28 protein-coding genes and 1 tRNA gene are annotated in these 24,723 nt (G+C 72.4%); 15 read left to right on the forward strand and 14 right to left on the reverse strand.

The genetic code is table 11. From position 1 onward, the window contains the following. Positions 1-9: 9 nt before the first annotated feature. The 5 genes from ABZ861_RS14585 to ABZ861_RS14605 form a co-directional block, all read right to left on the reverse strand. Entirely contained in the window at positions 10-771 is a 762-nt protein-coding gene (locus ABZ861_RS14585) for a class E sortase (RefSeq protein WP_361629172.1), read from the reverse strand. A 14-nt stretch (positions 772-785) separates the two neighbouring features. Next, complete coding sequence (locus ABZ861_RS14590; protein ID WP_361629175.1) at positions 786-2,012, reverse strand: class E sortase; 1,227 nt, start codon at positions 2,010-2,012, stop codon at positions 786-788. Continuing rightward, the gene (locus tag ABZ861_RS14595) at positions 1,943-2,581 is read right to left on the reverse strand and encodes an aminodeoxychorismate/anthranilate synthase component II (RefSeq protein ID WP_361629178.1); all 639 of its coding nucleotides are present in this window, start codon (positions 2,579-2,581) and stop codon (positions 1,943-1,945) included. The genes ABZ861_RS14590 and ABZ861_RS14595 overlap by 70 nt, the downstream gene beginning before the upstream one ends. Continuing rightward, entirely contained in the window at positions 2,578-2,787 is a 210-nt protein-coding gene (locus tag ABZ861_RS14600) for a hypothetical protein (RefSeq protein WP_361629363.1), read from the reverse strand. The genes ABZ861_RS14595 and ABZ861_RS14600 overlap by 4 nt, the downstream gene beginning before the upstream one ends. A gap of 204 nt (positions 2,788-2,991) precedes the next feature. Continuing rightward, positions 2,992-3,771, reverse strand: a complete 780-nt coding sequence (locus ABZ861_RS14605) for a DUF881 domain-containing protein (RefSeq protein WP_361629181.1) — start codon at positions 3,769-3,771, stop codon at positions 2,992-2,994. A gap of 150 nt (positions 3,772-3,921) precedes the next feature. Here ABZ861_RS14605 and crgA point away from each other — a divergent pair, with 150 nt between their 5' ends. Next, on the forward strand, positions 3,922-4,176 hold the full coding sequence (crgA, locus tag ABZ861_RS14610) for a cell division protein CrgA (protein WP_361629184.1): 255 nt from the start codon (positions 3,922-3,924) through the stop codon (positions 4,174-4,176). Between the two features lie 497 nt (positions 4,177-4,673). On the opposite strand, the gene ABZ861_RS14615 is transcribed toward crgA, so the two are convergent. Together ABZ861_RS14615 and ABZ861_RS14620 are read right to left on the reverse strand one after the other, a co-directional pair. Continuing rightward, the gene (locus ABZ861_RS14615) at positions 4,674-5,567 is read right to left on the reverse strand and encodes a rhomboid family intramembrane serine protease (protein ID WP_361629187.1); all 894 of its coding nucleotides are present in this window, start codon (positions 5,565-5,567) and stop codon (positions 4,674-4,676) included. A 226-nt stretch (positions 5,568-5,793) separates the two neighbouring features. Then, positions 5,794-6,324, reverse strand: a complete 531-nt coding sequence (locus tag ABZ861_RS14620; RefSeq protein ID WP_361629190.1) for a peptidylprolyl isomerase — start codon at positions 6,322-6,324, stop codon at positions 5,794-5,796. A 546-nt stretch (positions 6,325-6,870) separates the two neighbouring features. Here ABZ861_RS14620 and ABZ861_RS14625 point away from each other — a divergent pair. From ABZ861_RS14625 to ABZ861_RS14635, 3 genes are all read left to right on the forward strand, one after another. Beyond that, positions 6,871-7,587, forward strand: a complete 717-nt coding sequence (locus ABZ861_RS14625; protein WP_361629193.1) for a DUF5324 family protein — start codon at positions 6,871-6,873, stop codon at positions 7,585-7,587. A gap of 461 nt (positions 7,588-8,048) precedes the next feature. After that, positions 8,049-8,633 (forward strand): Uma2 family endonuclease, encoded by a 585-nt coding sequence (locus tag ABZ861_RS14630; protein WP_361629196.1) that lies wholly within the window; start codon positions 8,049-8,051, stop codon positions 8,631-8,633. Positions 8,634-9,005: 372 nt separating this feature from the next. Next, complete coding sequence (locus ABZ861_RS14635) at positions 9,006-9,962, forward strand: hypothetical protein (RefSeq protein ID WP_361629199.1); 957 nt, start codon at positions 9,006-9,008, stop codon at positions 9,960-9,962. Here ABZ861_RS14635 and ABZ861_RS14640 read toward each other — a convergent pair. After that, positions 9,941-10,438, reverse strand: a complete 498-nt coding sequence (locus tag ABZ861_RS14640; protein ID WP_361629202.1) for a hypothetical protein — start codon at positions 10,436-10,438, stop codon at positions 9,941-9,943. The two genes, ABZ861_RS14635 and ABZ861_RS14640, sit on opposite strands and share 22 nt — an antisense overlap. Before the next feature lie 354 nt (positions 10,439-10,792). Here ABZ861_RS14640 and ABZ861_RS14645 point away from each other — a divergent pair, with 354 nt between their 5' ends. Beyond that, the gene (locus ABZ861_RS14645) at positions 10,793-11,998 is read left to right on the forward strand and encodes a cysteine desulfurase-like protein (protein WP_361629205.1); all 1,206 of its coding nucleotides are present in this window, start codon (positions 10,793-10,795) and stop codon (positions 11,996-11,998) included. 414 nt (positions 11,999-12,412) lie between these two features. On the opposite strand, the gene ABZ861_RS14650 is transcribed toward ABZ861_RS14645, so the two are convergent. Then, positions 12,413-13,066 (reverse strand): hypothetical protein, encoded by a 654-nt coding sequence (locus ABZ861_RS14650; protein ID WP_361629208.1) that lies wholly within the window; start codon positions 13,064-13,066, stop codon positions 12,413-12,415. A gap of 252 nt (positions 13,067-13,318) precedes the next feature. Beyond that, complete coding sequence (locus tag ABZ861_RS14655; protein ID WP_361629211.1) at positions 13,319-14,017, reverse strand: TetR/AcrR family transcriptional regulator; 699 nt, start codon at positions 14,015-14,017, stop codon at positions 13,319-13,321. A 117-nt stretch (positions 14,018-14,134) separates the two neighbouring features. Here ABZ861_RS14655 and ABZ861_RS14660 point away from each other — a divergent pair, with 117 nt between their 5' ends. From ABZ861_RS14660 to ABZ861_RS14690, 7 genes are all read left to right on the forward strand, one after another. Further along, positions 14,135-15,199 carry a medium chain dehydrogenase/reductase family protein gene (locus ABZ861_RS14660; protein WP_361629360.1) on the forward strand — a complete coding sequence of 355 codons (1,065 nt, stop codon included), beginning with the start codon at positions 14,135-14,137 and terminating at the stop codon, positions 15,197-15,199. 530 nt (positions 15,200-15,729) lie between these two features. Further along, entirely contained in the window at positions 15,730-15,948 is a 219-nt protein-coding gene (locus ABZ861_RS14665) for a hypothetical protein (protein ID WP_361629214.1), read from the forward strand. Between the two features lie 33 nt (positions 15,949-15,981). After that, complete coding sequence (locus tag ABZ861_RS14670; RefSeq protein WP_361629217.1) at positions 15,982-16,398, forward strand: hypothetical protein; 417 nt, start codon at positions 15,982-15,984, stop codon at positions 16,396-16,398. Further along, entirely contained in the window at positions 16,368-16,649 is a 282-nt protein-coding gene (locus ABZ861_RS14675) for a hypothetical protein (protein WP_361629220.1), read from the forward strand. Before ABZ861_RS14670 ends, ABZ861_RS14675 begins: the two co-directional genes overlap by 31 nt. 119 nt (positions 16,650-16,768) lie before the next feature. Then, on the forward strand, positions 16,769-18,019 hold the full coding sequence (locus tag ABZ861_RS14680) for a helix-turn-helix transcriptional regulator (RefSeq protein ID WP_361629223.1): 1,251 nt from the start codon (positions 16,769-16,771) through the stop codon (positions 18,017-18,019). Between the two features lie 102 nt (positions 18,020-18,121). Further along, entirely contained in the window at positions 18,122-18,463 is a 342-nt protein-coding gene (locus ABZ861_RS14685; protein WP_361629226.1) for a hypothetical protein, read from the forward strand. Continuing rightward, positions 18,460-18,663, forward strand: a complete 204-nt coding sequence (locus ABZ861_RS14690; RefSeq protein WP_361629229.1) for a hypothetical protein — start codon at positions 18,460-18,462, stop codon at positions 18,661-18,663. Before ABZ861_RS14685 ends, ABZ861_RS14690 begins: the two co-directional genes overlap by 4 nt. A gap of 133 nt (positions 18,664-18,796) precedes the next feature. On the opposite strand, the gene ABZ861_RS14695 is transcribed toward ABZ861_RS14690, so the two are convergent. Both ABZ861_RS14695 and ABZ861_RS14700 read right to left on the reverse strand, forming a co-directional pair. Next, on the reverse strand, positions 18,797-18,928 hold the full coding sequence (locus ABZ861_RS14695; protein WP_361629232.1) for a hypothetical protein: 132 nt from the start codon (positions 18,926-18,928) through the stop codon (positions 18,797-18,799). 528 nt (positions 18,929-19,456) lie between these two features. Further along, positions 19,457-19,529: transfer RNA gene (locus ABZ861_RS14700), tRNA-Ala, on the reverse strand. Positions 19,530-19,710: 181 nt separating this feature from the next. On the opposite strand from ABZ861_RS14700, the gene ABZ861_RS14705 reads away from it, so the two are divergent. Then, complete coding sequence (locus ABZ861_RS14705) at positions 19,711-20,259, forward strand: DNA-binding protein (protein ID WP_361629235.1); 549 nt, start codon at positions 19,711-19,713, stop codon at positions 20,257-20,259. 105 nt (positions 20,260-20,364) lie between these two features. Beyond that, positions 20,365-22,206, forward strand: coding sequence for a protein kinase (locus ABZ861_RS14710; RefSeq protein ID WP_361629238.1), 1,842 nt, complete (start codon positions 20,365-20,367; stop codon positions 22,204-22,206). On the opposite strand, the gene ABZ861_RS14715 is transcribed toward ABZ861_RS14710, so the two are convergent. Both ABZ861_RS14715 and ABZ861_RS14720 read right to left on the reverse strand, forming a co-directional pair. Beyond that, positions 22,170-23,492 carry a hypothetical protein gene (locus ABZ861_RS14715; RefSeq protein ID WP_361629241.1) on the reverse strand — a complete coding sequence of 441 codons (1,323 nt, stop codon included), beginning with the start codon at positions 23,490-23,492 and terminating at the stop codon, positions 22,170-22,172. The genes ABZ861_RS14710 and ABZ861_RS14715 overlap by 37 nt on opposite strands. 349 nt (positions 23,493-23,841) lie before the next feature. Next, positions 23,842-23,970: a DLW-39 family protein gene (locus ABZ861_RS14720; protein ID WP_003999697.1), complete on the reverse strand. Its 129-nt coding sequence runs from the start codon at positions 23,968-23,970 to the stop codon at positions 23,842-23,844. 347 nt (positions 23,971-24,317) lie between these two features. On the opposite strand from ABZ861_RS14720, the gene ABZ861_RS14725 reads away from it, so the two are divergent. After that, the gene (locus tag ABZ861_RS14725; protein WP_361629244.1) at positions 24,318-24,680 is read left to right on the forward strand and encodes a DUF6344 domain-containing protein; all 363 of its coding nucleotides are present in this window, start codon (positions 24,318-24,320) and stop codon (positions 24,678-24,680) included. Positions 24,681-24,723 lie beyond the last annotated feature (43 nt).

A 24,723-nucleotide genomic window follows, 5' to 3' on the forward strand; every position in this document is an offset into this window, starting at 1 on the left:
CGGCCGCGCTCACCGCAGTTCCCTCGGCGGGGTGCGCCGGGCGTCGACCTTGTCGACGCGGACCAGTTCCCCCCACACCACGTACCGGTAGCGGCTGGTGTAGACCGGCGTGCAGGTGGTGAGGGTGATGTAGTGGCCGGGCTTGGTCACGCCCGACTGCCTCGGCACCTGCGCGAGGACCTTGACGTCGAACTTCGAGGTCTCCGGGAGGATGTCGTAGACCTTGTAGACGTACCACTCGTCCCGGGTCTCGAAGACGATCGGGTCGCCCTCGCGCACCTTGTCGATGTTGTGGAACTTCGCGCCGTGGCCGTCGCGGTGCGCGGCGAGGGCGAAGTTGCCGTCCTTGCCGGTCGTCGGCAGCGCGGCCTTCACCGGGTCCTGGTAGTAGCCGGCCACGCCGTCGTTGAGGACGTCGACCGAGGTGCCCTTCCTGACCAGGACCTCGCCGTTCTCCATGGACGGCACGTGCAGGAAGCCGATGCCGTCCTTGGTGTCCAGCGCGCCGGGGCCGCGAGGCGCCGCGTGGGCCCAGTGCGCGCGGACCCGGTCGCCCTGCCGGTCGGCCGTGCGGTCCGCTATCACGTTGGTCCACCACAGGGAGTACACGACGAACAGGCCGAGTACCAGGCCGCCCGTGATGAGGAGTTCACCGAGGACGCTGACGGCGAAGGCCAGCCGCGTCCTGCCCCGGCGGCGCGGACGCGGCGCGGGGCCGCCGTCCGGGCCGCCGACGGTGTGCCCTGCCGTGTCGTCCGTGGTCGCTGCCACTGTCCATCCGCCTTCTAACTGACGAGCGCATCCGGCTTGCCCTTGCTGCGCGGCCGTTCCTCGACCATCCTGCCCCAGACGATCAGCCGGTATCGGCTGGTGAACTCCGGTGTGCAGGTGGTGAGCGTGATGTACCGGCCGGGCGCGGTGAAGCCCGACCCCTTCGGGACCGGGTCCAGGACGGCGGTGTTTGCCGGCGACGTCACCGGCAGCGTCGACGTCGTCTTGTAGACGTAGTACGTGTCCTGGGTCTCCACGACGATCGGGTCGCCCGGGGTGAGCCGGTTGATGTACCGGAACGGCTCACCGTGCGTGTTGCGGTGGCCCGCGAGCCCGAAGTTGCCGGTCTTCGCGTCCGGCATCGCCGTGTTGAGATCGCCCCGGCCGTAGTGCCCGACCATGCCCTTGTCCAGCACGGCGGACTTGCTGGTGCCCTCGGCGATCGGCGCCACCACGTCCAGCTTCGGGATGTGCAGGATGGCGAAGCCCTGCCCCGGCTCGAACACCCCCGGGCTGCGCTTGCCGCTCGCCCAGTCGTCCTGCAACTGGTGCGCCTCGCTGCCCGCCTGCTGGTGCGCCCGCACGTTGGTCCACCAGAGCTGGTAGGTGACGAACAGCAGCATCACCAGACCGGTGGTGATGAACAGTTCGCCGACGGTCCGGCTCGCGATCACGAGCGGCCCCGGCCTGCGGGCGCGGGCCAGCCGCCGCGCCTCCATCCGGGAGAGGGGGGCGGACGGCGCCTCACCCGCGTCTCGCGAGTCCCGCGCGTCTCGCGTCTCCCGCGCGTCCTGTTCCGTCCCGGGCGCCGGGCGGGCGCCGCCGTGACGGCCGTGACGGCCCCTGGCGGCCTTTCTGCGGGCCGCGCGGCCTTCCGGCGCGTCTCCGGTCGTCGCAGTGCCGGAAGAGGCTCCTGGGGCCGCGGAGGACGGCCGCGGTGCGGGGAGCCGCAGCGCCATGGTCGCGTCGTCGCCGAGGGGTGCGTACCGCGCCCCCTCACGGGCGTCGTACGGCGCCGCGGCGTACGCGTCTGCGGGCGCGGCGGCGTAGGCGTCTCCGGACGCCGGAGCGTAGGCGTCCTCGGGCGCGGGGGCGTAGGCGTCCTCGGGCGCGCCCTGGGCCTGCGGGCGGCGCCCGTCGGCGCCGGGGTCGCGCCCGGGGCGCAGCGCGGTCACGCCGTGGCCCTGCCCACCACCGGGGCGAGCCCCGCAGACCTCGCCACGGCGTCCTGGTCGCCGCACTCCGCGAGCCAGTTGGCCAGCATCCGGTGCCCGTGCTCGGTGAGCACCGACTCCGGGTGGAACTGGACGCCCTCCACCGGCAGTTCGCGGTGCCGCAGCCCCATGATGACGCCGTCGCGGGTGCGGGCGGTGACCTCCAGCTCGGCCGGGACGGTCGCCGGCTCGGCGGCCAGGGAGTGGTAGCGCGTGGCGACGAAGGGGGAGGGCAGCCCGGCGAAGACGCCCCGGCCCGTGTGCTCCACCGGCGAGGTCTTGCCGTGCAGCAGCTCGGGCGCCCGGTCGACGACGCCGCCGTACGCCACCTGCATGGACTGCATCCCCAGGCACACCCCGAAGACGGGGACGCCGGTCGCGGCGCAGTGCCGGACCATGTCCACGCAGATCCCGGCCTGCTCCGGCGTGCCGGGGCCGGGCGAGAGCAGCACGCCGTCGAAGCCGTCCTGGGCGTGCGCCGTCGACACCTCGTCGTTGCGCAGCACCTCGCACTCGGCGCCCAACTGGCCCAGGTACTGGACCAGGTTGAAGACGAAGCTGTCGTAGTTGTCGACGACGAGAATCCGGGCACTCAACTGTTGTTCACCGTCACATCGTTGAAGGGGAGCAGCGGTTCGGCCCAGGGGAAGACGTACTGGAACAGGACGTACACCGCGGCCAGCGCCAGCAGCAGTGAGATCAGCGCCCTCACCCACGCGTTTCCCGGCAGATGCCGCCAGATCCAGCCGTACATGCCGTCCCTTCCCGTCTCCCACGGCGCCGCGGTCGCGCCGTACGCCACCAGACTAACGGCGCGGCGCCCCCGGTTCCCCGGCTCGCGCGGCGGCCGCGCGCCCGGATGCGACCCGCCCAGGATCGGCGGTCCCGGCGTGCGCGGGCGCGGACTTGCGGCGCTCTTGGCCGATCCGATACGCGACCCTGAAGATCCCTTCCGTCCGGATGCGCGGGGGGAGGGGTCGTCGCACTGGTGAGCGGGGCGATACGCCTAGGGGGCGGGCTGGGCGTAGTGCAGGTCGACGGCGCCCGAGTAGCCGGGGAGGGTCGACGTCCCGTCGTCGGTGACCTTCCAGCCCAGTCCGTAGACGTTGACGTAGACCATGTAGTTCTGGATCGCCGGAGAGTCGGCCAGCGCCTTCTGGAGCCGGTCGGGGTCGCCGACCGCCGTGATCTTGTACGGCGGGGAGTAGACGCGGCCCTGGAGGATCAGGGTGTTGCCCACGCAGCGCACCGCGCTGGTGGAGATCAGCCGCTGGTCCATGACCTTGATCCCCTGGGCGCCGCCGTGCCACAGCGCGTTGACGACGGCCTGGAGGTCCTGCTGGTGGATGACCAGGTAGTCGGGCTGCGGCTCGGGGTAGCCGGGGAGCTTGGCGGTGGCGTTGGGCGGGGCGTCGTTCAGGGTGACGGTGACCGCCCTGCCGGTGACCTTCCGGGTGCCCGCGCTCTTCTCCAGCCCGCTGAGCTTCTCGCCCTGGGCCGTGCCGCTGCCGTCGTCGCGCCGGGCCAGCCCCTCCACGCTGCCGCGCAGGGCGGCGTCGGACTCGTCCAGCTCCTTGTTCTTGCGGCTGCGCTCCTGGATCAGGTCGGACAGCTTCAGCAGGGAGGAGTCCGTGCGGATGTCGGTGCCCTTGGCCGTGTTGAAACTGGTGAGGAACATCAGCCCGGCGAGCGCGAAGACGGCCGCGGTGAGCAGCCGCGCGGGCCGGAGGCGGCGCACGCGGGACGGCCTGGGGCCGGTCTGCGGAGAGTCGGCAGAATTGCTCAACGTACCCTTATCTCCTTAGCCGCCGTGGAAGCACTACGCTAACGGACGCCCGGGGAGCGCTCGGTATCCCCTCGCAGCCCCTTGTACGCTGCCCCGGAGCCAGCCCCGTTCCCTGCGCGGCCACGCAGCGCATCGACAGGAGAGACCCTCGTGCCGAAGTCACGTATCCGCAAGAAGGCCGACTACACGCCGCCGGTCGCCAGGCAGGCGACCGCCATCAAGCTGGAGAGCCGCGGCTGGGTGGCGCCCGTGATGCTGGCCATGTTCGTCATCGGCCTGGCCTGGATCGTCGTCTTCTACGTGACCGACGGCTCGCTGCCCATCAACGCGCTGGACAACTGGAACATCGTGGTGGGCTTCGGGTTCATCGCGGCCGGGTTCGGCGTCTCCACGCAGTGGAAGTAGCGGCGCGGACGGCGGCCTTGCCCACGGCTATCCGCTGAGTTATCCACAGCTCGCTCGAATATCCACACGAAGCCTGGGGAAAACCCGACGATCTGTGGATAACCAGTCCGCCGTTGACGCCGGTCAGACTGTCACACCACCCCGCTACCCGGTCGCGCGCCCAGTCTGACCTGCATGAATACAGGTGAGCGGGCACCCGCACAGGTGTCCGCGCACACTATGCACAAGAGTGGGCACAGACTGTGGACAACGATGCGGGACGCAGTCGGTCACTGTCTCCGCGGGGTGCGCCGGAGCGCGCTGGGGCGCGCGGCGGCCTTCCGGGGGGTCTGTCGGGGGCCTGCCGGGAGCGAGGCGGGCTGGGGTGGGGTGGGGCTGGCTGCGCGTGCCAGCCCACCGGCCTGTGCGGCGCCCCCGGTCCTGTGCGGCTCCGCCCCGGCTTCGGCTCAGCGGCTCTGCCCCGGCTTCGGCTCAGCGGGTGTGCCCCGGGCTTCTGCTCAGGTGAGCTGGGCCGTTCGGACCAGGGTCATGACCACCACGACGGCGAGCACCAGCGCGCAGGCGCCCCACTGCACCAGGGCCCGGTTCTGGCGGGGCGCGTGGACCATCGCGTAGCCGACCGCCACGCCCGCGACCAGGCCGCCGATGTGGGCCTGCCAGGCGATGTTGCCCCAGCCGAAGGTGAAGATCAGGTTGATCACCAGCAGCGCGATGACCGGGCGCATGTCGTAGCGGAGCCGCCGCATGAGCACGGCGGTCGCGCCGAACAGCCCGAAGATGGCGCCGGAGGCGCCCAGCGACGCCTGGCCGGGCGACGCCAGCAGATACGTCAGCGCACTGCCCGCGAGCCCCGAGGCGAAGTACAGCGCGAGGTAGCGGACGCGGCCGAGCACCGCTTCCAGGGGGCCGCCGATCCACCACAGGCTGAGCATGTTGAAGGCGATGTGCCAGATCTCCTGGTGGGCGAACATCGAGGTCACCAGGCGGTACCACTGGCCCTCCGCGACCCCCGTGGTCGGCGTGTACGGGGCCGGCGGCCAGGCGCCGATCAGCACCAGGCGCTCGACGAGCGAGGAGTCGACGTGGATCGCGATGAACACGGCGACGTTGATCCCGATGAGGATCTTGGTGAGCAGCCGCGGGTCGGCGGCGACGGCGCCGCCTGCGAGGGTGCGGGGGCGCGAGTCGGCGGCCGCGCGTCCGGCGCCGGAGCGGCCGTGCGCGCAGTCGGGGCACTGGAAGCCGACCGAGGCGCTGACCATGCAGTCGGGGCAGATGGGGCGCTCGCAGCGGGTGCAGCGGATGCCGGTCTCGACGCCCGGGTGCCGGTAGCAGACGGGCACGTCGTGGGCGCCCTGCCCGAGCTGCGGGCTGCCTGGTGCCTGGTCCATGGGATCCCTTCGCCTTCCGGGGCGGGCTGGTCGGCGCCGATGCCGGTGTCGGCGCCGGCGGTGCCGTACAGGTGGCCGTGCGGCCCGGTCGTGCGGCCTCGTCGTGGGCGGCGTGCGCGGGGCGTGTCCAACGCACCGCCCCGCCCATCCTTACGGATGAGCGGGGCGTTTGGTTCCCTTCGGTCCCCTCGCGGTGCGTCGCGGGGTCCGCCGGGGCGTCGGCCTGTCAGGCCGCGCGGTTCTCGACCACGACGGACTCGATGACGACGTCGTCGAGAGGACGGTCGTTGCGGTTGGTGCCCGTGGTCGCGATGGCGTCCACGACCTTCTGGCTGGCCGGGTCGGTGACCTCGCCGAAGATGGTGTGCTTGCGGGTCAGCCAGGCCGTCGGGGAGACCGTGATGAAGAACTGCGAGCCGTTGGTGCCCGGACCGGCGTTGGCCATCGCCAGCAGGTAGGGCTTGTTGAAGGAGAGGTCCGGGTGGAACTCGTCCTCGAACTGGTAGCCGGGGCCACCGGTGCCGTTGCCCAGCGGGTCACCGCCCTGGATCATGAAGCCGTTGATCACCCGGTGGAAGACCGTTCCGTCGTACAGCCGGTCCGAGGACTTCTGGCCGGTACGGGGGTCCGTCCACTCGCGCTCGCCGTTGGCGAGTTCCACGAAGTTGCGGACCGTCTTGGGGGCGTGGTCCGGCAGCAGCCGGATCTGGATGTCGCCGTGGTTGGTCTTCAGGGTGGCGTAGAGCTGCTCAGCCACGATCTGCCTTCCGTAGTCTTCCCTTAACCCTCCGATCCTCGCACGGCGGGCGCCGCGCGTCGTGCGGCGGCCGCGTATGGGCGGCGATCCGCCGAAACCGGTTGCGCGAACGCGGTCGCGTGTTCTCGGGTCGGCAGCGCGTCCGCCGCCGTGTCGGGAGCGCGGAGCGGCGATTCGTGGCATTGTCGACGACATGCCCTTGTGGCCTGATATCAGTGCTTTCGTTCGCTCGTCGTCAATGCTCTCGTCCGCGTCAATGTCCATGCGTTCGTCCGCTCGTCCGCTCGTCCGCTCGTCCGCGCGATGTCTCGTGCTCCCGCGCGCGATCCGAGCCGCTCCAGCGTCCGCGGGAGCACGGCCCGGCGGCCCGCTGAGCGGAGCCGAATGACGAGTGCGGCGACGGATGAGGCGTCCGCGCCGCCTGGGGCGGACGTCCCGGCCGTGACCCGGATGCCCGTGCGTACAGGCTCTCGGGCCCGATGGCAGGCATGATCCGGTGAAGGGTGGACAGTCGAGTTACCGTACGCCACCGAGGAGGAGGATCCCGTGACCCGCATCGACAGCGTGCGCGCCGCGAGCGGCTCGGCGAAGGACAGCGTGCTGCACGCCGCGGACGTGGTGGCGCCCTACGCCGACACGGCCAAGGAGAGGGCCGCGCACTACGCGCACGAGGCTCGCGTGCGGCTCGCGCCGAAGGTGTCGCAGGCCGCCGACCAGGCCCGCGTCCAGTACGACGCCTATGTCGCACCGAAGCTGGAGCAGGCTCGCACCCAGGCCATGTCTCATGTGCCGCCCAAGATCGACCAAGCGGCGCAGGACGCCGCCGAGTACACCCGCAAGGCCGCCCGCCAGGCGGCGGAGTATTCGAAGCCGCGGATCGATCAGGCGCGGGCCGCGGCCGGGCCGGTCGCGGACGAGGCCGCCGCACGCGGCGCCGCCGCGCTGGTCGCGCTGCGCGGCCAGGTGCCGGCGAAGAAGATCCAGAAGCTGGCCCGCAAGCAGAGCCGGCGGGGCCGGGCCGGCCGCGTGACGAAGGCGCTCGCCGTGGCGGGCGTGCTCGCCGCCGGCGCCTTCGCCGCCTGGAAGTGGTGGGACAAGCAGGCCAACCCGGACTGGCTGGTGGAGCCGCCGGCCCCGACCGAGGTTCCGGAGACCGGCCGCCTCACGTCGGTGGACGGCAGCGGCCAGCCGGTTTCGGTACTGGACCCGGAGGTCCAGGCCAAGGAGGACTCCGAGGAGCCGTCGGCCGAGCGCGACGAGTAGGCCGCGTCGGGCCGGGCGGACCGCATCCGCTCGGCCCGCAGCGACCTGACCGCGGCCAGGCGGAACGCATCCGCTTAGCCGCGGCGGCTCGGCCATGTCCGGCTGATCGCGGCGGCCGCCTGACGGCGCGGGTCCCCTGGCCGCCGTCCGGCTGATCACGCGAGTCCGCGGGACGGCGGTTCGGCCGCCGGTTCGTTGCGGGGAGGCTCCCCGCCGGTCCACGTCATGGTGGACGGGCGGGGAGCTTCGCCGCGTCCGGCGCGCGGCTCTCGTCGCCGCGTCAGCGGGATGTCAATTCCGTCCCAGAAGCCCCCTTGGCACACCGCGGCGGGGATCGCGCCGCTCGGCGTGCGGGGCTCGGCGGACGGTGACGTCAACTACGCTGGCGCCAGGTGCATGCCCCGCGTCCATGATCTGGATCAAGGTTCTTGACCGCTGCTCCGAGGCGCCTGGGGGAAGCCGTGACCGCCGAACTCCCCGACTGGATGATCCCGCCCCGGCCCAGCGGCTGGGAAGCGGACGACCTCGACCGCCTCCCGCAAGCACCCCGGCACACCGAACTGATCGACGGAACCTTGATCTTCCCGGTGTCGCCACAGCGGTCTTGGCACTCCCGGATCGTGGAGAACATGACCTTCGCCCTGCGGCAGGCGGCCATCGCGGGGTTCGAGGCCGAGCGGGAGATGACCGTCCGGCTCGACGGCAAGAGCCGCCCCGAGCCCGACATCCTGGTCACCACCGCCGCCTTCGATCCCGACCGCACGTGGTACGCGCCCGAGGACGTCGCTCTCGTCGTCGAGGTGGTCTCCGACGAGTCAGCCGACCGCGACCGCTCTCTGAAACCCTTCAAGTACGCGCAGGCTGCGATCGCCCACTTCTGGCGCGTCGAGGACGAGAACGGCGCCCCCGCTGTCCACACGTACGAACTGGACGCCATGACCAGCTCCTACGTGCCCACCGGAATCCACCGGGGCCGGCTGAAGACCTCCGCGCCCTTCACCATCGACATCGACCTGGACGGCCTCCTGCCCTCGGACCATCGGTGACTTCTCCGCAGCTCAAGAGCTGGGCGGCGCTTCCAGTTCGGCGAAGAGGGTCCAGGTCACCCGCCGAGCGAGGTGGGGAGCACCGCTCCGGCCTGAGCGTCTTCCGTCGGGCGGTCGAACGCACTGTCGCCTGACAGTGCCCGATCAGTGCCGGATCCGGCGTCCGGTGCAGCGTGGCGACCGTCGGGGAGCGCCGCGGCGTGGCCGAAACGCCGCGGGCTCTCGTTCTGTCTGGGCGTATCCCTATGGCTCGCCCCCGGCCGCTCGGTAGCGTCTTGCCGAAGAGCGCGGGCAGTTGGGGGACGGCCGTGTCCGCGGCGGTGCGGTGGGCGGCCGGGACGGGGGCGGGGAAGCGTGGATCCGTTGACGGCGATGAGTGCGGGCCGCGCGGCGGCGGGGCGCCGGTTCGCGTTCTACCTCTCCGTGCAGTTGACCTCCGTCCTGCTGCCCGGCCTGGTCACCGTGACCTGCCTGACCGCGCTCCTGCTGCACGCCCGCCATCCGCGGCACCTCGGCCGGTCCGCCGAGAGCGTCCTGCGCACGCTGCACGGACCGGCCATGATCCTCGTCGACGTGTCCTGGCTGGCCGCCGCGTTCGTGATCGGTTACGTCGGCAGGGAACTGGCGTTCCGTGTCCTCGGCATCGCGGAGCGGTTCAGCCGTCGCCGCCGGACCGCCCTGGGCACGCTGCGCACGGAACTCGAGGCCATCTACGGGGCCCCGGCGCTGGGCCGCTGCCTGAGCGCCCACCCCCTGCTCGACCACCTGCTGAACGCCGCAGGCCGCACCGGCGCACTCCCGCACACCATGCGGCAGCCCGGCGGCGCGCTGCGCGTGGGCAACGCCTACGAGGCGTTCAACTACGCCAAGTCCTGGCTGCGCACGCACTGCCCCGAACTCGCGCCGGACGCCGTCGAGGCGGAGATCAACGTGCTGCTCTCCACTCTCCTGCCGATCGTCCTCGGCACCTGGACCCTCAACGCCCTGGCGCCGCTGGGCGTCACCGTCGCCACGGCGACCACGCTGGCGGCCGGGGCCGTGACCGCCCTCACCTTCACCCAGGTGCTGCGTCTGCGCCGCATCGAGTGCTGGGAGGCGCTGCGCAACCTCCTGGAGGACCACGAGATGCGGCTGGCCGCCGACCGGCTCCCGGCGAACACCAGGGCGCCCGTGGAGCCGCCCGAACCGCCCGCCGCTCCATCCAGCCCTGCCGCCGAACCGCCCGCCGCTCCCTCCGGCCCAGCCGCCAGCCCGGCCGCCGGTCCGTCGTCCCCGGCGGCGCACTCCGGCGCCGCAGGAGACGTTGTTCAGCCGAGTGAAGCGGCGTAGTGGCGCAGATCCGGCAGGATGGCCTCGCACACCGGCCCGGACAGCGACCACAACGTCAGCCGTACGTCCCGGTCGGCCGTCAGGTGCGCGGCGACCGCGCGGTGATTCCCGTCGAGCAGGACGTGACGGCCTTCGCCGACCTGGTACGTCGGGAGAGTGAGCGCCAAGGGCCCGCGTCCGGCGGCGAAGGACCGCGTCACCGAGGCGACGGCACGCCTGCGCTCCTCGGGCCAGGCCGACAGGGCCCGCGCGGCCGTCGCGACCCGCAGCGGCCGGCTCCCCGGCGCGTCCCATCTGCTCTCGGTCCCGGCCCCATCGGCGTACCAGACGGTGTACAGCTCCGCCAACCGCCGCCTGGCCGCCGCTCCGTCCAGCGTCTCGACCCCCGTCTCGACCCGCTCCGCGGCCAGCCGCGTCCAGTCGAGCTCCGCTCGGACGCCCGCCCGGAACCGCCCGACGAAGTCATCCAGCCCCATCGCCGCCCCCCTCCCTCGGTGCAGGACCGGATATTCCCCGCGCAGCCACATTCCACCCACGCGAGGGGAATCGGCCGGCGCCGCACCACCGGCGCGGGCGGTGAGGGACGATCGGTTCCGCGCGCCGTCGCGCCCGGCGCGAGGGCAGGGGCTGCCGCGCCCGCGCGAGGCGCGTCCTTCCCTGCCACCGGCGCCGAACCAGAAGAGCGCACTCGCCGCAGGCGGTCTGTCGGCGGCGGGAGCCCTCTGCGATGATCGCACCGGGCCGCTCCCGCGTGCCGCGGGTGCGGTAGCGGACCGGCGGTCGTCCGCGCCGGGCGGAGCGTCCCCGGCACCGCGACGTGAGGACCCTTCGTGACCTACGACGTCAGCGCCCTGCGCGCTCAGTTCCCCGCCCTCGGGGCCGGCATCGCGCACTTCGACGGCCCCGGCGGCACCCAGACCCCGACGCCCGTCATCGAGGCCATCGCGGGCGCCCTCGGCAGGCCGCTCTCGATCCGCGGCGCGGTCGCTCCCGGCGAGATCAACGCCGAGCGGATCGTGGGCGATTTTCGACGGGCGATGGCCGACCTGCTGGGCGCCGATCCGGCCGGCGTCGTCTTCGGCCGCAGCGCCACCCAACTGACCTACGATCTCGCCCGCACCCTCGCCGCGCAGTGGACGGCGGGCGACGAGGTGGTCGTCTCGCGCCTCGACCACGACGCCAACGTACGGCCGTGGATCCAGGCCGCGGAGCGGGCCGGCGCGGTCGTCCGCTGGGCGGAGTTCGACCCGGCCACGGGTGAGCTGCCGCCGGAGGCCGTGGGCGCGGTGCTCACCCCGCGCACCCGGCTGGTCGCCGTGACCGGCGCGTCCAACCTGATCGGGACCCGGCCCGACCTCCCGGCCCTCGCGTCCCTCGTGCACGAAGCAGGCGCGCTGCTCCACGTCGACGCCGTGCACCTCGCCGCGCACGCCTCCGTGGACGTGCGTCAGCTCGGCGCCGATTTCGCAGTCTGCTCCCCGTACAAGTTCTTCGGCCCCCACCACGGCGTGCTCGCGGCCGACCCCGCGCTCCTCGGCACGCTGCGCCCGGACAAGCTCGCCCCCTCCAGCGACGCCGTCCCCGAGCGCTTCGAACTCGGCACCCTGCCCTACGAGACGCTGGCCGGGACCACCGCGGCCGTGGACTTCCTCGCGGACCTCGCTCCCGACCGGCAGGGCAGCAGGCGGGACCGGCTGCGGTCGGCCTACGCGGCGATCGAGACCCACGAGACCGCCCTCCGCAAGTCCGCGGAGAACGGCTTGTACGCCCTCGACGGAGTGGTCGCGCACTCACGGGCCGCGGACAGGACGCCCACGCTCCTGCTGACCTTCCGCGACCGCCCCGCCGTAGACGCCTACCGCTTCCTCGGGACGCTCGGCGTCCACGCGCCGGCGGGATCCTTCTACGCGCTCGAAGCCTCCCGGCACTTGGGCCTCGGTGACGTCGGCGGGCTGCGCGTGGGGCTGTCGCCCTACAACGACGCGTCGGACGTGGAGCGCCTGGTCGCGGGTCTGGCCGAGTTCCTGAAGAGCTGAGCGGTCGGGCCGGGCGTGCTGTCGCCGGCGACCGGCCGGAGCGCGGCGGGCAGGTGAGGGCTCGGACGTACGGAGCGCCGCCCTCAGCCGCCTGGTCGATCGTGGGGTTGGCGTTGTCGGTGACCTGTGCCGTCGGCAGCAGTCGGCTGATGCGCCCTTGGTTCGAGGGACTGTCCCGCAAGGAACGGCGACGGATCACGGCAGTGCCGCTGATCGCGTACATCGGGCTGGGCGCACTGTGGGTCGCGTGCACGCTCTTGGTGGCCCCGGAGCCTGACCGTGCGCTTCACGCACGGCCTCGTCCGTACCGCACGTGGTGCAGATGGAGACCTCGCGGTCGGCGGTCAGCCGGGAACGTGCGGGCCGTTCACCGAGCAGGCCGCCGCAGCGCGGACAGCGGGTGTCGGACATGGGTCACTCCTCGGGGTGCTCGCGGGCGGACTTGAGGATGAGGTTCCAGGTCGGGCGGGAGTAGGTCTTCTCCGTCTGCCCCTGGAGCTGCGGGATCAGTTCGGCGTTCTTCGCCGTGGGGTTCGCCGCGATGGCCTGCCGGGCGAGGGTCAGCCGATCGTCTCCCTGGTAGGGGTAGGCGAGTCCGCGGCGGCCGGCGGGCCGTCCGCCGGCGTGCCCGCGGCCCTTGCGGTCCGCGAGGTACTGCCACAGCCTCCAGCGCTTCCACTTCGGCCGTCGCCGGGTCGGTAGCTCGTCCCAGTCGTCCGGTGCTGGCCAACCCTCGGGCGGGTTCTTGACGTAGTGGGAGACGGTGGTGGAGTCGGCGAACCCGCAGACCTTCGCGGCTTCGGCGGGGCCGACCATCTCCTCGGGGTCTCCGTCGAGCTTCGGCGGGTTGGTGGTGCTGGCGGCGGCGCGCTTGCGCTGAAGCTCGTGGTGCCACGTCGCCCATACGTCGCCGTCCCAGTGCATGACGCCGTCGATGGTGTCCGCGAGGGGCGGGTGTCCGTTGTTCTCCCGGTCGGTCCAGAGGTTCTGAAGGGTCGGCTCGCTGATGCCGTGGACCTGGCGGAGGTCCGCGCGTGAGTGGAGCGTGCGGCCGGTCTTCGGGGACACCGTCGCCTCCTGTTCTTGGTCGCGGTCATGTCCGCTCGGCGCGGTCATGGGATGTCGTCCGGGTCCGGGGCCGGCGCCCACGTACGGCTGCCCGCCAACCTCCCGTGCCGTCCTCAGCGCCTCCCCGAACTGGGGCCGGACCCGGACGCGGGTGCTGATCTTCTCGCTGAAGATCCTGTCCCTCAGGATGCCGTGTCCCGCGAGCGCGTCGAGCTGCGAGGGGCGGGGCGGGGCGGGGCGGGTTCGGCGTCGTCAACGGTTCTGACCCAGTGACCGGACGACGTCGTCGATCTCCAGGTCGATGAGGCGTTGAACGTCAATGGCCTGATTGGCGAAGACGCCTGTGAGTTCGAGACTCACGATGCCGTGGACTCGCGTCCAGAGCAGGATGGCGGCGCGGGCGGTGTGCGGCATGGCGTCGGGCCGTTCCTGCGCGTGGGCCCACAGCCGTAGCTGGCCGTCCAGTGTCCGGTCACCACTGCCGGCTTCGGCGGGCGCCGGATCCTCAATGGCGGCCAGCAGGTCGATGAGCAGGGACATTGCCTTGTCGAGCGGGGTACGGGCAGTGACGTCACCGGGGGCGTCGGCGGGTCGTTCGCCGAACAGCATGCCGTAGCGCCGCCGGTGGCGCAGCGCCCAGTCGCGGTAGGCGGCGACCAGTAGCCCTACTTGCGCGCGCGGTGCGCGTCGACTGCCCGCGACGGCCTGGCTCATCGCTGTCGCGAGCTGCTGGTACGACTGCGTCGTGAGGTGCGCCACCAGCGCGTCCCGCGAGGGGAAATAGCGGTAGACGGCCGGTGCGGACATGGCCATCGCGCGGGCCAGCGCCGCGATCGACAGCGCGTGCACGCCGCCCACGTCGATGATCGCGAAGGATTCTTCCTCGATCTCCCGGGACGTCTGGGCCCTCAGTCGCGCGCGCCTGCTCACCGTCCGCACCTCGTTCGTCATTGCCACATCGTAACTCGGCTTACGACTTGACGTAGTGCGATACCCAAGTGCACTGTTACGTCCATTAACTAAGTAACTGGCAGTCGCAATGTGATTGAGGAGTCGGACATGTCCGAGATGGAAGCATCTGCTGAGGCCACCGTGACCGTCACCGAGGTGCTGCTGCCCGACAAGGTCGCGCCGTCCGGCCTGCGGTTGGTCAGGCGTGCACTCCCAGCGCCTGCCGCCGGCCAGGCACGGGTGCGCGTCGAGTCGACCGCCGTGTCGTTCGCCGAGAGGGCGATGAGCCGGGGCCGCTACTACGGTCAGCCCCCTTTCCCCTTCGTGCCCGGCTACGACCTCGTCGGCGTCGTCGAGGCCGTCGGCCCCGGAGTCGATCCCGAGCTGGTCGGCCGACGGGTCGCCGCACTGACGAAAACCGGCGGCTGGACCACCGCCGCCCTGCTGACCGCCGCCGACCTGGTGGAAGTACCCGACGCGATCGATCCCGACGAGGCGGAGACACTGATCGTCAACGGGCTGACCGCCTATCAGATGCTCCACCGCAGTGCGAAAGTACGAGCCGGGCAGACCGTGCTCGTCCTGGGCGCCGCCGGCGGTGTGGGCTCGGTGCTGGTGCAGCTCGCCAAGGACGCAGGGGCACGCGTGATCGGCACAGCTAGTCCGCGCCATCACCAGCCGCTGCGCGCGCTGGGCGTGGAGCCGATTGACTACCGGGATCCCGATCTGGCCGCCCGCGTCCGGGAACTGGCGCCCGACGGCGTGGACGCCGTGTTCGACCATCTCGGCGGCGCGAGCGTGAGTCTCTCCTACCGACTGCTCAACCGCAGCGGGACGCTGGTCTCCTACAGCATCGCGGCCAAGCTCGACGACACTCGGCCCCTGCTTCTCGACTTCCTGCCGCTGCTGGCCAAGCTGACGTTCTGGAACTACCTGCCCACGCGCAGGCACGCGACCTTCTTCGACGTCTGGGCCGGCGCCGGAAAGCCGGACTCGGCCAAGCGCGAAGCGTTCCGGACGCGGGTTCGTACTGACCTCACGCACATCTTCGGCCTGCTGCGTGACGGCGTTCTCACCGCACGGATCGCCGCGCGGTTCCCGCTGGACGAGGTGGCCGCGGCCATGGAACTCGCCGAATCCTCCGCGCGCACCGATCTCGGCAAAATCATCCTCACGCCCTGACCAGCCACTCTCTCCGAGCAAAGGGGGGACCTGACGGGTCCGCGTCCCGCCGATCGGAGCAAGTCCGGCTCGAAGATCCGCTTGGTCACCGAGTGGGCCGGTCCTCCCACACGGTGCGGAGCATGTCGTCGGTGACGACGGGGGGCCGACTGTGCCCGAACAGCGTGGTCGACCGCCTCACGGGCGCATGACAAGGGCGCGCTGTTCGGCATGGTGGGGTCGCCGGCGCACTGCTCGGCACGGTCGGCGTGACCCTCGGCTTCGACGGCTTCCTTATGGACCGCGTGCATGACCGCGTGCATGACCGCGTGCATGACCGCGTGCATGACCGTCTCCAGGCGGGCGACGGCTCCGGATCGACTGCGGCACACGGCGGTCATAGCGTCGTCGGCCGCAGTGACGGCAAGAATCGCGGCCAGCCTGGCGACTCTGACACAGGTCTGCGAAGACGGGTCTCCTGCGAGGGGGGACTTGGCGTCGGAGGGGGGACGCGGTCTCAGGCATGGGATGTTCCTCGGCAGAAGTTCTCGATGACCCGGTACTGGCCCTCCGCGTACGGCCGGGGTCGGGCCGGATGGCGGCCCGTGGTGTCGGAGGGGGGTTGCCCGGCCGGCGCGACCGCCGCGGTGACCGCCGTCCAGGAGGACGGCGTGATCACCACCGGGGAGGACGTCGCCATCGCGCTCGCCGTCCTCGGCGCGTGGGGCATCTCTTACGCCGTCCCCAACCGGCCGAAGACAGGCGCCTGATGGCGGCGGCCGTGCGCCGATGGCGGCGCCGCGGTGCTCGCCATCCTCGGCGACGGCTGGACCGGCTACGGGATCTGGGGCGTCCTCGGCGATCCCCGCTACGGGACCGGCCGAGGGCTCGACTCCGTCACCCACTGGGTGCCCATGAGCGTCCTCGGCTGGGTGTGGGTGGCCTGCGGCGCCCTGTCGATCGTCTCCGCTGTGCCGCCCGCCGGCCGCTGCCCGCGCCTCCAGTCCTTCGGGTTCGTCGCCCTGGCCATGCCCGCCGCCTTGTGGGGCACGGCCTACCTCACCGCCAAGGTGACGGGCGCCTACCCGAAGGGGGCCGGCAGTGCGTGCGGCTGGCTCGGCTTCGCGCTGGCCATCGTGTGGATCAGCGGCATGGACGACGCCGAGCCCAGCAGAGGGGAGGCACGCGCGTGGACACGGGAGCGCTCGGCCAAGCAGTAGCCACGGGGGGAGTCGCGCTGCTCGTCGGAATGCTCACCTGGACGCAGGGCCAGCGGGCCGCGCGCCGCTCGGACTTCACCACCATCGCCGCCGAGCTGCGCACCGACCTCAACAGCGAGCGGAAGCAACGCCGCGTGCTCACCAGCTACGTGCTGGACATCTGGCGGTGGGCCGAACAGGTCGGACCGGACACCCCGGCCGGACCGCCCCCGCCGCCGCCCGAGAACCTCGACCTCACGCCCTGGCGCTGACCGCGGCCCCGTCCTCCTCCGGGAGGGCGGGGCCGCTTCGTCATGTTCGGTCGCCCGACATGAAAGTGGCCCCGCCCCTACCCTGACAGTGCGACCTGATCAGAGAGTGGGGCGAGACCATGCCTTCTGATGCTACCCCTGACCCGTACTCCGACCCGTTGGTGCTCGGACAGCGCCTGCAAATCCTCCGTACTCGCCGCGGCCTGACCCGCGAGCAACTCGGTGGACTCGTCGGTCGATCCGGCTCCTGGGTGAAAGGAGTGGAGACCGGCCGCCTGCAAACCCCGAAGCTGGAGATCGTGCTGCGGCTCGCCGAGATTCTCCGCGTCCGCGTCCTGTCCGACCTCACCGGGGATCAGGCCGCGCACGTCGACCTCTTCACGGGCCCAGGCCATGCCCGCCTACCCGCTGTGAAAGCTGCGGTAGACGCGTTCCCACTCGGTGCCCAACGCGAGGCACCGCCGGCTGCGCACCTCCGCGCCCGGCTCGCCCGCGCGTGGGCCGCGCGCCACTCCGCGCCGAACCACCGGGACGTCATCGGGGCCCTGTTGCCGGACCTGATCCGCGACACGCAAGCAGCCGTGCGACAAGCGGAGACAGCGTCTGACCGACGGGCCGCGCACGGGGTGCTCGCCGAGACGTACTCGCTCGCACAGTTCTTCGTCGCCTACCAGCCCGACGCCGCCTTGCTCTGGCGCGTGGCCGAGCGCGGCCTCATCGCCGCACAGGAGTCCGAGGACGCCCACGCCATCGGCGTCGCCGCATGGCTTGCCGCACAGGCACACCGCGATTCCGGCCCCGCCCACTACGACGCCGCCGACGAGGTCACCCACGCGACCCTCGCATACCTCGACCCCCTGCTCCCGGACGCGTCGGCCGATGTCCTCGCCATCGCCGGGGCATTGACTTTCGAGGCCGGCTACACGGCGGCCCGCCGCGGCGAGACCGGCACCGCGTGGCGGCACTGGGACCAGGCCCGCGAGATGGCGGGCCGCCTCCCAGAGACCTACTACGACCCGATCACGTCGTTCTCGCAGGCCATCATGGGCGCGCACGCCGTCACCGTCGCAGTGGAGCTGCACCAAGGCGGCGAGTCTGTGCGTCAGGCCGCCGCGGCGGACGCAGTGGTGATCCCGTCCAGGCCGCGCCGGGCCCGGCACCGGATCGAGGAGGCCCGCGGCTACCAGCTCGACGGACGGCCGGATGTCGCGCTGGCGACGCTGGCGCAGGCGTATGAGGCCGCGCCCGAGACCATCAAGTACAACGGCTACGCGCGGCGAATCGTGCTGGAGGAGACAGAAGCGAAGAGCCCCGCGCGGCGACGCCACGCGTCGGAGTTGGCGGTCAAGCTCGGCCTGCTGGCCGCCTGAGAGTCTGAGAGGGAGGGGGCACAATTTGTGCCCCTGCCCTTGCAGGGCTGCACCTACGGTCGCATGTGTGAGACAGGTCACCGCGACTGTGGAGGTCCAGCCATGCCGAGCGAAGCCGTAGCGATTGCTCACGAGGCGATTACGGCAGCGCTCACGCTGCTGCCGCTGCCCGACCCGGCCACGCTGTCCGACTACCAGCGGCGCGGGATCACCTGTGTGTGGGACGGGATCGGCCTCAGCGCAGCGGACGCCGTCGACCTCGGGCCCCGCGAACTCCCCGGCGGGGGCCAGTGGTTTCCCCGGGGCTGCCGCAGTCGCGTCGGCGAGGCCGCCTACCGCCTCTTACACGCGCACGCCCCGATGTGCGAGCAGTGCGTCGACGAGCCGACCGGCTGCGCCCTCGGACGCGAGCTGATCCGGCTCACCCGGGAAGGACGCCGATGATCTGCGGCCACTGCGACCAGCCGATCCACCCGGATCAGCCGTACACCTGCTTCATCCCCGACTCCGCCACCGGCGCGGCCGCCACCGCGTACCTGCACGCGGAGCGCTGCCCGCCGGTCCCGCACCAGGAGTACCCGAGCGACCGCCCAGTGGTCCTCACTGCGGAGCCCACAGGCTCCCGCGCCCGGCAGCGCCGGTAGCGGGAAGGCGGCGGTCCCCCGCCCCCCGTCGGGGGACCGCCGATCAATCGCGGACGAGTTCGGGGAGTGGGAGGTCGAGGACGTGCGCGAGTAAGAGCAGATCCGACAGATCCGGGATGCGCTGCGCGTACTCCTAGCGGTGGATCGTCCAGTGATCGCGGCCGACCAGCTCGCCGAGCCGGACCTGTGTGAGGCCGGCCCTCTCGCACGCCGCGCGGATGCGTGCGCCGATCACCCGACGGCGGGCGGATACCCAGTCGGGCATGGGATCGAGCGGCACCCGCCCACGCTGTATTGATCATGAATGATTGTCTTTGCCTGGTCAGGCAAATTTTCCGATCATGACTGGTGGGGGCATCGCTCCGACGACTTCTTCATAGCTCCCGCCCGGCTGCCGGGCGGGACCGGTGGCCCCAGCGGCGTACCAGCGTCCGCCGCTTTTGAGCCACCGCCGCTCTGGCTTCGGCCAGAGCAAGCCGCCCCACCCCCTGCACGGGGTGGGGCGGTCTACGTTGTGTCGGACGACCCCCGCCGGTTTAGACGGCGGGGGTCGCCGCCTGCGGTCCGGGTCTCCCCTCCCGGGCTCCGCAGGTAGGGACGAGCCAGCGCCTGGCACGCGAGGGGAGTCGCGCCGTCCTCGTCACAGTCGGCACTCTAAGCAGATACCGCCTTCGATCAAGTCTCCCAAACGGGTGACCGTCTAAACGTGATCTGGTGGCGTTGTGGACTCTATGCGGACTCTGGGCAGCAGAACGCCCCCTGAGACGAGTCTCAGAGGGCGTCTGACCTGCGGTGGAGCCTAGGGGAGTCGAACCCCTGACATCTGCCATGCAAAGACAGCGCTCTACCAACTGAGCTAAGGCCCCGAAACGGAGCATCCGTCCGGGCGCAGCGTCCGCCGGCCGGGTGCCGGTGACCAGAGTACCGGGTCACCCCCGTGATTCCGCAAAAGGATTGGGCTCCCCGCGGCCGACCGTGCTCCGTAGGATGCTCCGCGGGGTTCGCTACGGCGAACCGCCGTACTCGGTGCAGCGATGGGGAGACGCAATGGACGCCGCACAGCAGGAAGCCACCGCAAGAGCGCGGGAACTGCAGCGGAACTGGTACGGAGAGCCGTTGGGGGCGCTCTTCCGGAAGCTCATAGACGACCTCGGGCTGAATCAGGCCCGGCTGGCGGCCGTGTTGGGGCTGTCCGCGCCGATGCTGTCGCAGCTCATGAGCGGCCAGCGCGCGAAGATCGGCAACCCGGCGGTGGTCCAGCGGGTGCAACTGCTCCAGGACCTCGCGGGACAGGTGTCGGACGGCAGCGTCAGCGCGGCCGAGGCGACCGAGCGCATGGACGAGATCAAGCAGTCCCAAGGGGGATCGGTGCTGAGCAACACCACGCAGAGCACGACCGCTTCGGGGGCGCCGACGGTCAAGCGGGTGGTCCGCGAGATCCAGTCGCTGCTCCGGTCGGTCGCCGCGGCCGGCGACATCATCGAGGCGGCGGACGCTCTCGCCCTGGCCCATCCCGAACTGGCCGACTTCCTGCGCGTGTACGGCGCGGGCCGCACCTCCGACGCCGTCGCCCACTACCAGGCCCACCAGAGCTGACGCTTTCGCGAGCCGTCGCGGCGCCGCCTCCGGGGGAGCGACAGGCGGAGAGCGGCGGCCGGAGAGGGCGGGAAGCGACCCCACGGGGAGGAGCGGCACGCGGGCATGGGTGAGATCTTCGCCGGGCGGTACGAACTGGCCGACCCGATCGGGCGCGGCGGGGTGGGCGCGGTGTGGCGCGCCTGGGACCGCAGGCGCCGCCGCTACGTGGCGGCGAAGGTCCTCCAGCAGCGGGACGCGCACTCCCTGCTGCGCTTCGTGCGGGAGCAGGCGCTGCGGATCGACCATCCCCACGTGCTGGCGCCCGCTAGCTGGGCCGCCGACGACGACAAAGTGCTGTTCACCATGGACCTGGTGGCCGGCGGCTCGCTGGTCCACCTGGTCAACGACTACGGCCCCCTGCCCGCGCCGTTCGTGTGCACCCTGCTCGACCAGTTGCTGTCCGGTCTCGCCGCGGTGCACGCCGAGGGCGTCGTGCACCGCGACATCAAGCCCGCCAACGTCCTCTTGGAGGCGACCGGCGCCGGCCGACCCCGGCTGCGGCTGTCCGACTTCGGCATCGCCATGCGGCTGGGCGAGCCGCGCCTGACGGAGACCGACCTCGTGGTGGGCACGCCCGGCTATCTCGCGCCCGAGCAGATGTGGGGCGCCGAACCCGACTTTCCCGCCGACCTGTTCGCCACCGGACTGGTCGCCCTCTACCTCCTCCAGGGCGCCCGACCGGACGCCAAAGCGCTCGTGGAGCACTTCACGGAGCACGGAACGCCCCACGCGCCCACGGGAGTTCCCGAGCCCCTGTGGCAGGTCGTGGCCACGCTGCTCCAACCCGATCCCCAAGCGCGCTTCCGTACGGCCACAGGCGCCCGCAAGGCCCTCGCCGCCGCCGCCGAACTGCTGCCGGAACCGGGCCCGGAGGACGAGCAGGTCGAGATCTTCGACCAACTCGGGCCTCTTCCGAAGGGGTTCGGTCCGGACGGCCCAGACGGCCCAGAGGGATCGAACGGACTGGAGGGACCGAACGGACCGGTCGGAACCCTGTCTTCGGGGTCCAGCGACAACGCCCGGAGTGGACAAAGCGGTTGGAGCGGCCAGGGCAGCTCCCTGCCGCCGCGTCCCGGCCAGGACGCCCCGCACGGCCCCGACGATCCCTTCACCCCGCGTACGGACGCGCAGGACTGGCCGCACGGCCCCCGCCTCCAGGACCGCCCGAGCGCTGAGAGCGGTCCGGGTGCGGGTGCTCCGGGCGGCCAGGTCGGGCGCGGGTCGGCGGCCGCCGACGGGGCGTACGGACCGCCCCAGGCCGCTGGGTCCGGGACCGGCGCCGGGAACTCCGTGGACAAGGCCGCCGACGAGAGGTCCGCGCCCGCCCCCCGGACGACGGACACCGCTTCCCCCACCCCCGCGACGTCCCGCGACAATCCCTCTCCCTCCGACCGCGGTCCGCGTGACTACGGGCCCGCCCCCCACCACCTCGGCTTCCCCTCAGCCACCGGCAACGGCTCCCCCCAGCCCCTCGCCGCTCCCCACCCGGGGCGCCCTCACGACCCCACGCACCAGGTCGCCCCTCAGACCCCGGAGACTTCCCAGACTTCCGCGCCCACGGTCGCCCCCCAGCACCCCTACGCCCCGGCGCACGAGGCTGACCCCGCGCGCCCCCACCACCCCCCTCAGGCCCCGCACCGCACCCACCCCCCGCAATCCCCTCGCAGCGACCGCCCTGACGCACCACGCGAGCCCGGCCTCCGCGCCGAGCCCTCCACCGCGTCGTACACCGCCCAGGACCCCCGGTCCCCGTCGCACGCCCCGGCGCGGGCGGTCTCCCGGCGCCGTGCGCACCGTGCCGTCCGGCCGGCCCGTCCCGGCCCGCCCGCCAAGGTGGCGCTCACGCTGCTGCTGCTCGCCCTGGTCTGCTACGCCGTGGGCTTCTGGGCGCTGACGCGTCTGTGAGACTCCGGCAGGTCGCCCCCGCCGGCCGCCGCGCCCACGCGCCGCCGGGCGAGAACGGTCCATGCCCCGAGGACCGCCAGCAGGGCGGTTCCCGCGCCGATGCCGCCCACAGCCAGCGCACGCAGCGCCGCGCCGCCGCCCGCCCCGCCCATCGCCGCCGCCGCACGGTCCCCGGCCGTCACCTCGAACAGGCCGCGCGGCTCGGAGCGGCCCGCGTAGCCCGGCCCCGGCTGGGCCGTCCCGCTCACCCGCACCCGCAGCGTCACGGCGTACGGCCCCGCGCCGAAGAGGTCGGCCGTCTGTGCGGCGAGGTGCACCACCAGGTAGTAGGAGCCGGCGAACCGCATGGCCTTCACCGGGTCGGCGAAGCCGTAGCGGTTGGCGTAGGCCACGGGCGGCAGGGGCGCCAGCGAGGTGGAGGCGGCCCGTCCGCTGTACCCGGCGTACGCGTCCTCCACGTAGCCGCGCACGGGGTTGTAGAGCGACATCGTCAGGGCGCCGTCCGCATAGCCGCCGCCGGTGCTCGCGGCGCCGATGTCGGCGGTGGCGTCCAGTCTCCTGCCCCAGTCGACCGGGACGCGGTAGAAGAGCGTGCGGCCGGGCACGATCCTGGTCCGCCATACCCCTTGCCCGATCACGGCGGCCGCGGCGAACCCGGCGCCGCCCGCGCGGTCCGCCGGCTGTCCGGCGAGCGGCTCGGGCAGGGCCGAGTCCCCGGGCGCGGGCGCCGTCGTGGCGCCTGCCGCCCGCAGGGGGGACTCCGTCGCGACGGTCAGTTCGAGGGGCCAGGCGTCACGGGAGGATCCGGTGGCGCCGATGCGTTCGACCAGCACGGTGTAGCGGCCGGCCCCCTGGCACAGGGTGTGGCCGGGGGACGCCTCGCGCACGGCCCACGCGGCGATCGGATGCGGGCTGCGGTCCGGGCCGAAGCGGGTGGCCTGGTAGGAGCAGGAGGCGCCCCCCGCGTCCTGGAGGGAGAGGCGCAGGCCGTCCGTGGCGGAGACGGCGGCGCCGGCGCCGGGAACGGCGGTGGCGGAGACGTACACGGTCGACGCGGCGTGCAGGCGCAGGCCGTAGTACAGGCGGCCGTCGGCCGGGAGGGAGCTGCGGTAGACCCGGCCGGGCTCCAGCCGGGCGGCGCCCGATGCGGTCGCGGCGCCGTCGACGGACGGCGCGCCGTCGACGAAGGCGTACGGTCCCGGCGCCCCGGCCGCGGCGGCGCTCCCCACGGACGCGGTGGCCGCCAGCAGGCACAGCACCGCGACCGCCGCGGCCACTGCGGCCACCAGCCGCCCGCGCGCGCCTGTGCTTCTGCCGGAGATCCGGGCTCTTCGCCCCGCCCCCAGGCTCCGCGGGCCGACCGTCCCCGGGCGCCGCGGCGCGGCCGTAGGCTCCTGTCCCGCACCAGGCCGTCCCATCCGCGCCACCCCTCGCGTCAGCCGCCGCTCCGGACGTGGCCCATATTGCCCCGCCCGCCGCTGCGCCATCCGCGTCTTCCGGGCACGCGTCCGAAACATCCGCCTCACGAGGCGGCGACTACCCCAGGGTTCCCGACCGCGCAACCCGAAGGGCGCCAGACGCACAAAACCCCGACCGCTACGGCGGTCGGGGTCTCTCGGTATCGGATGTCGGTGATCACGAACCCGTGGGCACGGAGTCAGTAGCCTCCGTCCACAGGTCCTGCTCGGCGCGATCCGCCTGGATCTGGCGGTACACGAGGAGCCCGCCGATGGCGGCCAGTGCGACCAGGAGAAGCTTCTTCACCGCGCGACCTCGTCTTTCGTTGACGTAGGGGACCTCTGGCGCCCGACTATACACACCGCCCCATACAGGCCGGTGACCTGCACAGGCCCTCAACTTCCGGGTGCCGGAACGCAGTAGAGGCGGGCGCCGGGGCGCCGCTCGGAGCGTGAGCGCGTCCGCACGGACGGTCACTCGGCGCCTTCCGCCTCCCGCACCCGCCCCCCTCGGAGCTTTCTTCCCTTCATGGGCCCATCCGAGTGGTGTTCATCCGAAGATCGATGCGCCGCGGGCGTCGGTCCACCACTTCGCGGCCCGCATACACATGATGAGCAATGTACGCAAATCGCCCAATCCGAAAGTGAGGGGTCATGGACCAGCTCAAGGCCAGGAAACTGTGGACCGCCATCGTCACCGCCTTCCTCGCGCTCTGCACGGCGCTCGGACTCATCGCCACGACGGCCGGTGCGGCCACCGCCGCGCCGCAGCCCGAGACGGCGCCCCAGAGCACCACCGCCCGGGTGCCGGCACAGACGACGGCGCCATGGTCCGAGATCGCATCCCCAGCCCGGTCCCTGCCCCCCACGATGAAACAGCGGATCCGGGCCGAGGCCCACGGAAAGTCCCCAAGCTGCCGCCATCACGCGCTGGCCGAGACCTCGGCGCTCGCCACCGCCCCCGAGTGCGACACCGCCGAGCCTCCGGCCCGGCCCACCATCCCGCTCCAGCGCTGACAGCCCCGGCCCGGCCCCGCCGCGGCCGCCCCTTCTGACCCCT

The sequence above is a fragment of the Streptomyces sp. NPDC046985 genome, assembly GCF_040644415.1.
Classification (GTDB): Bacteria; Actinomycetota; Actinomycetes; order Streptomycetales; family Streptomycetaceae; genus Streptomyces.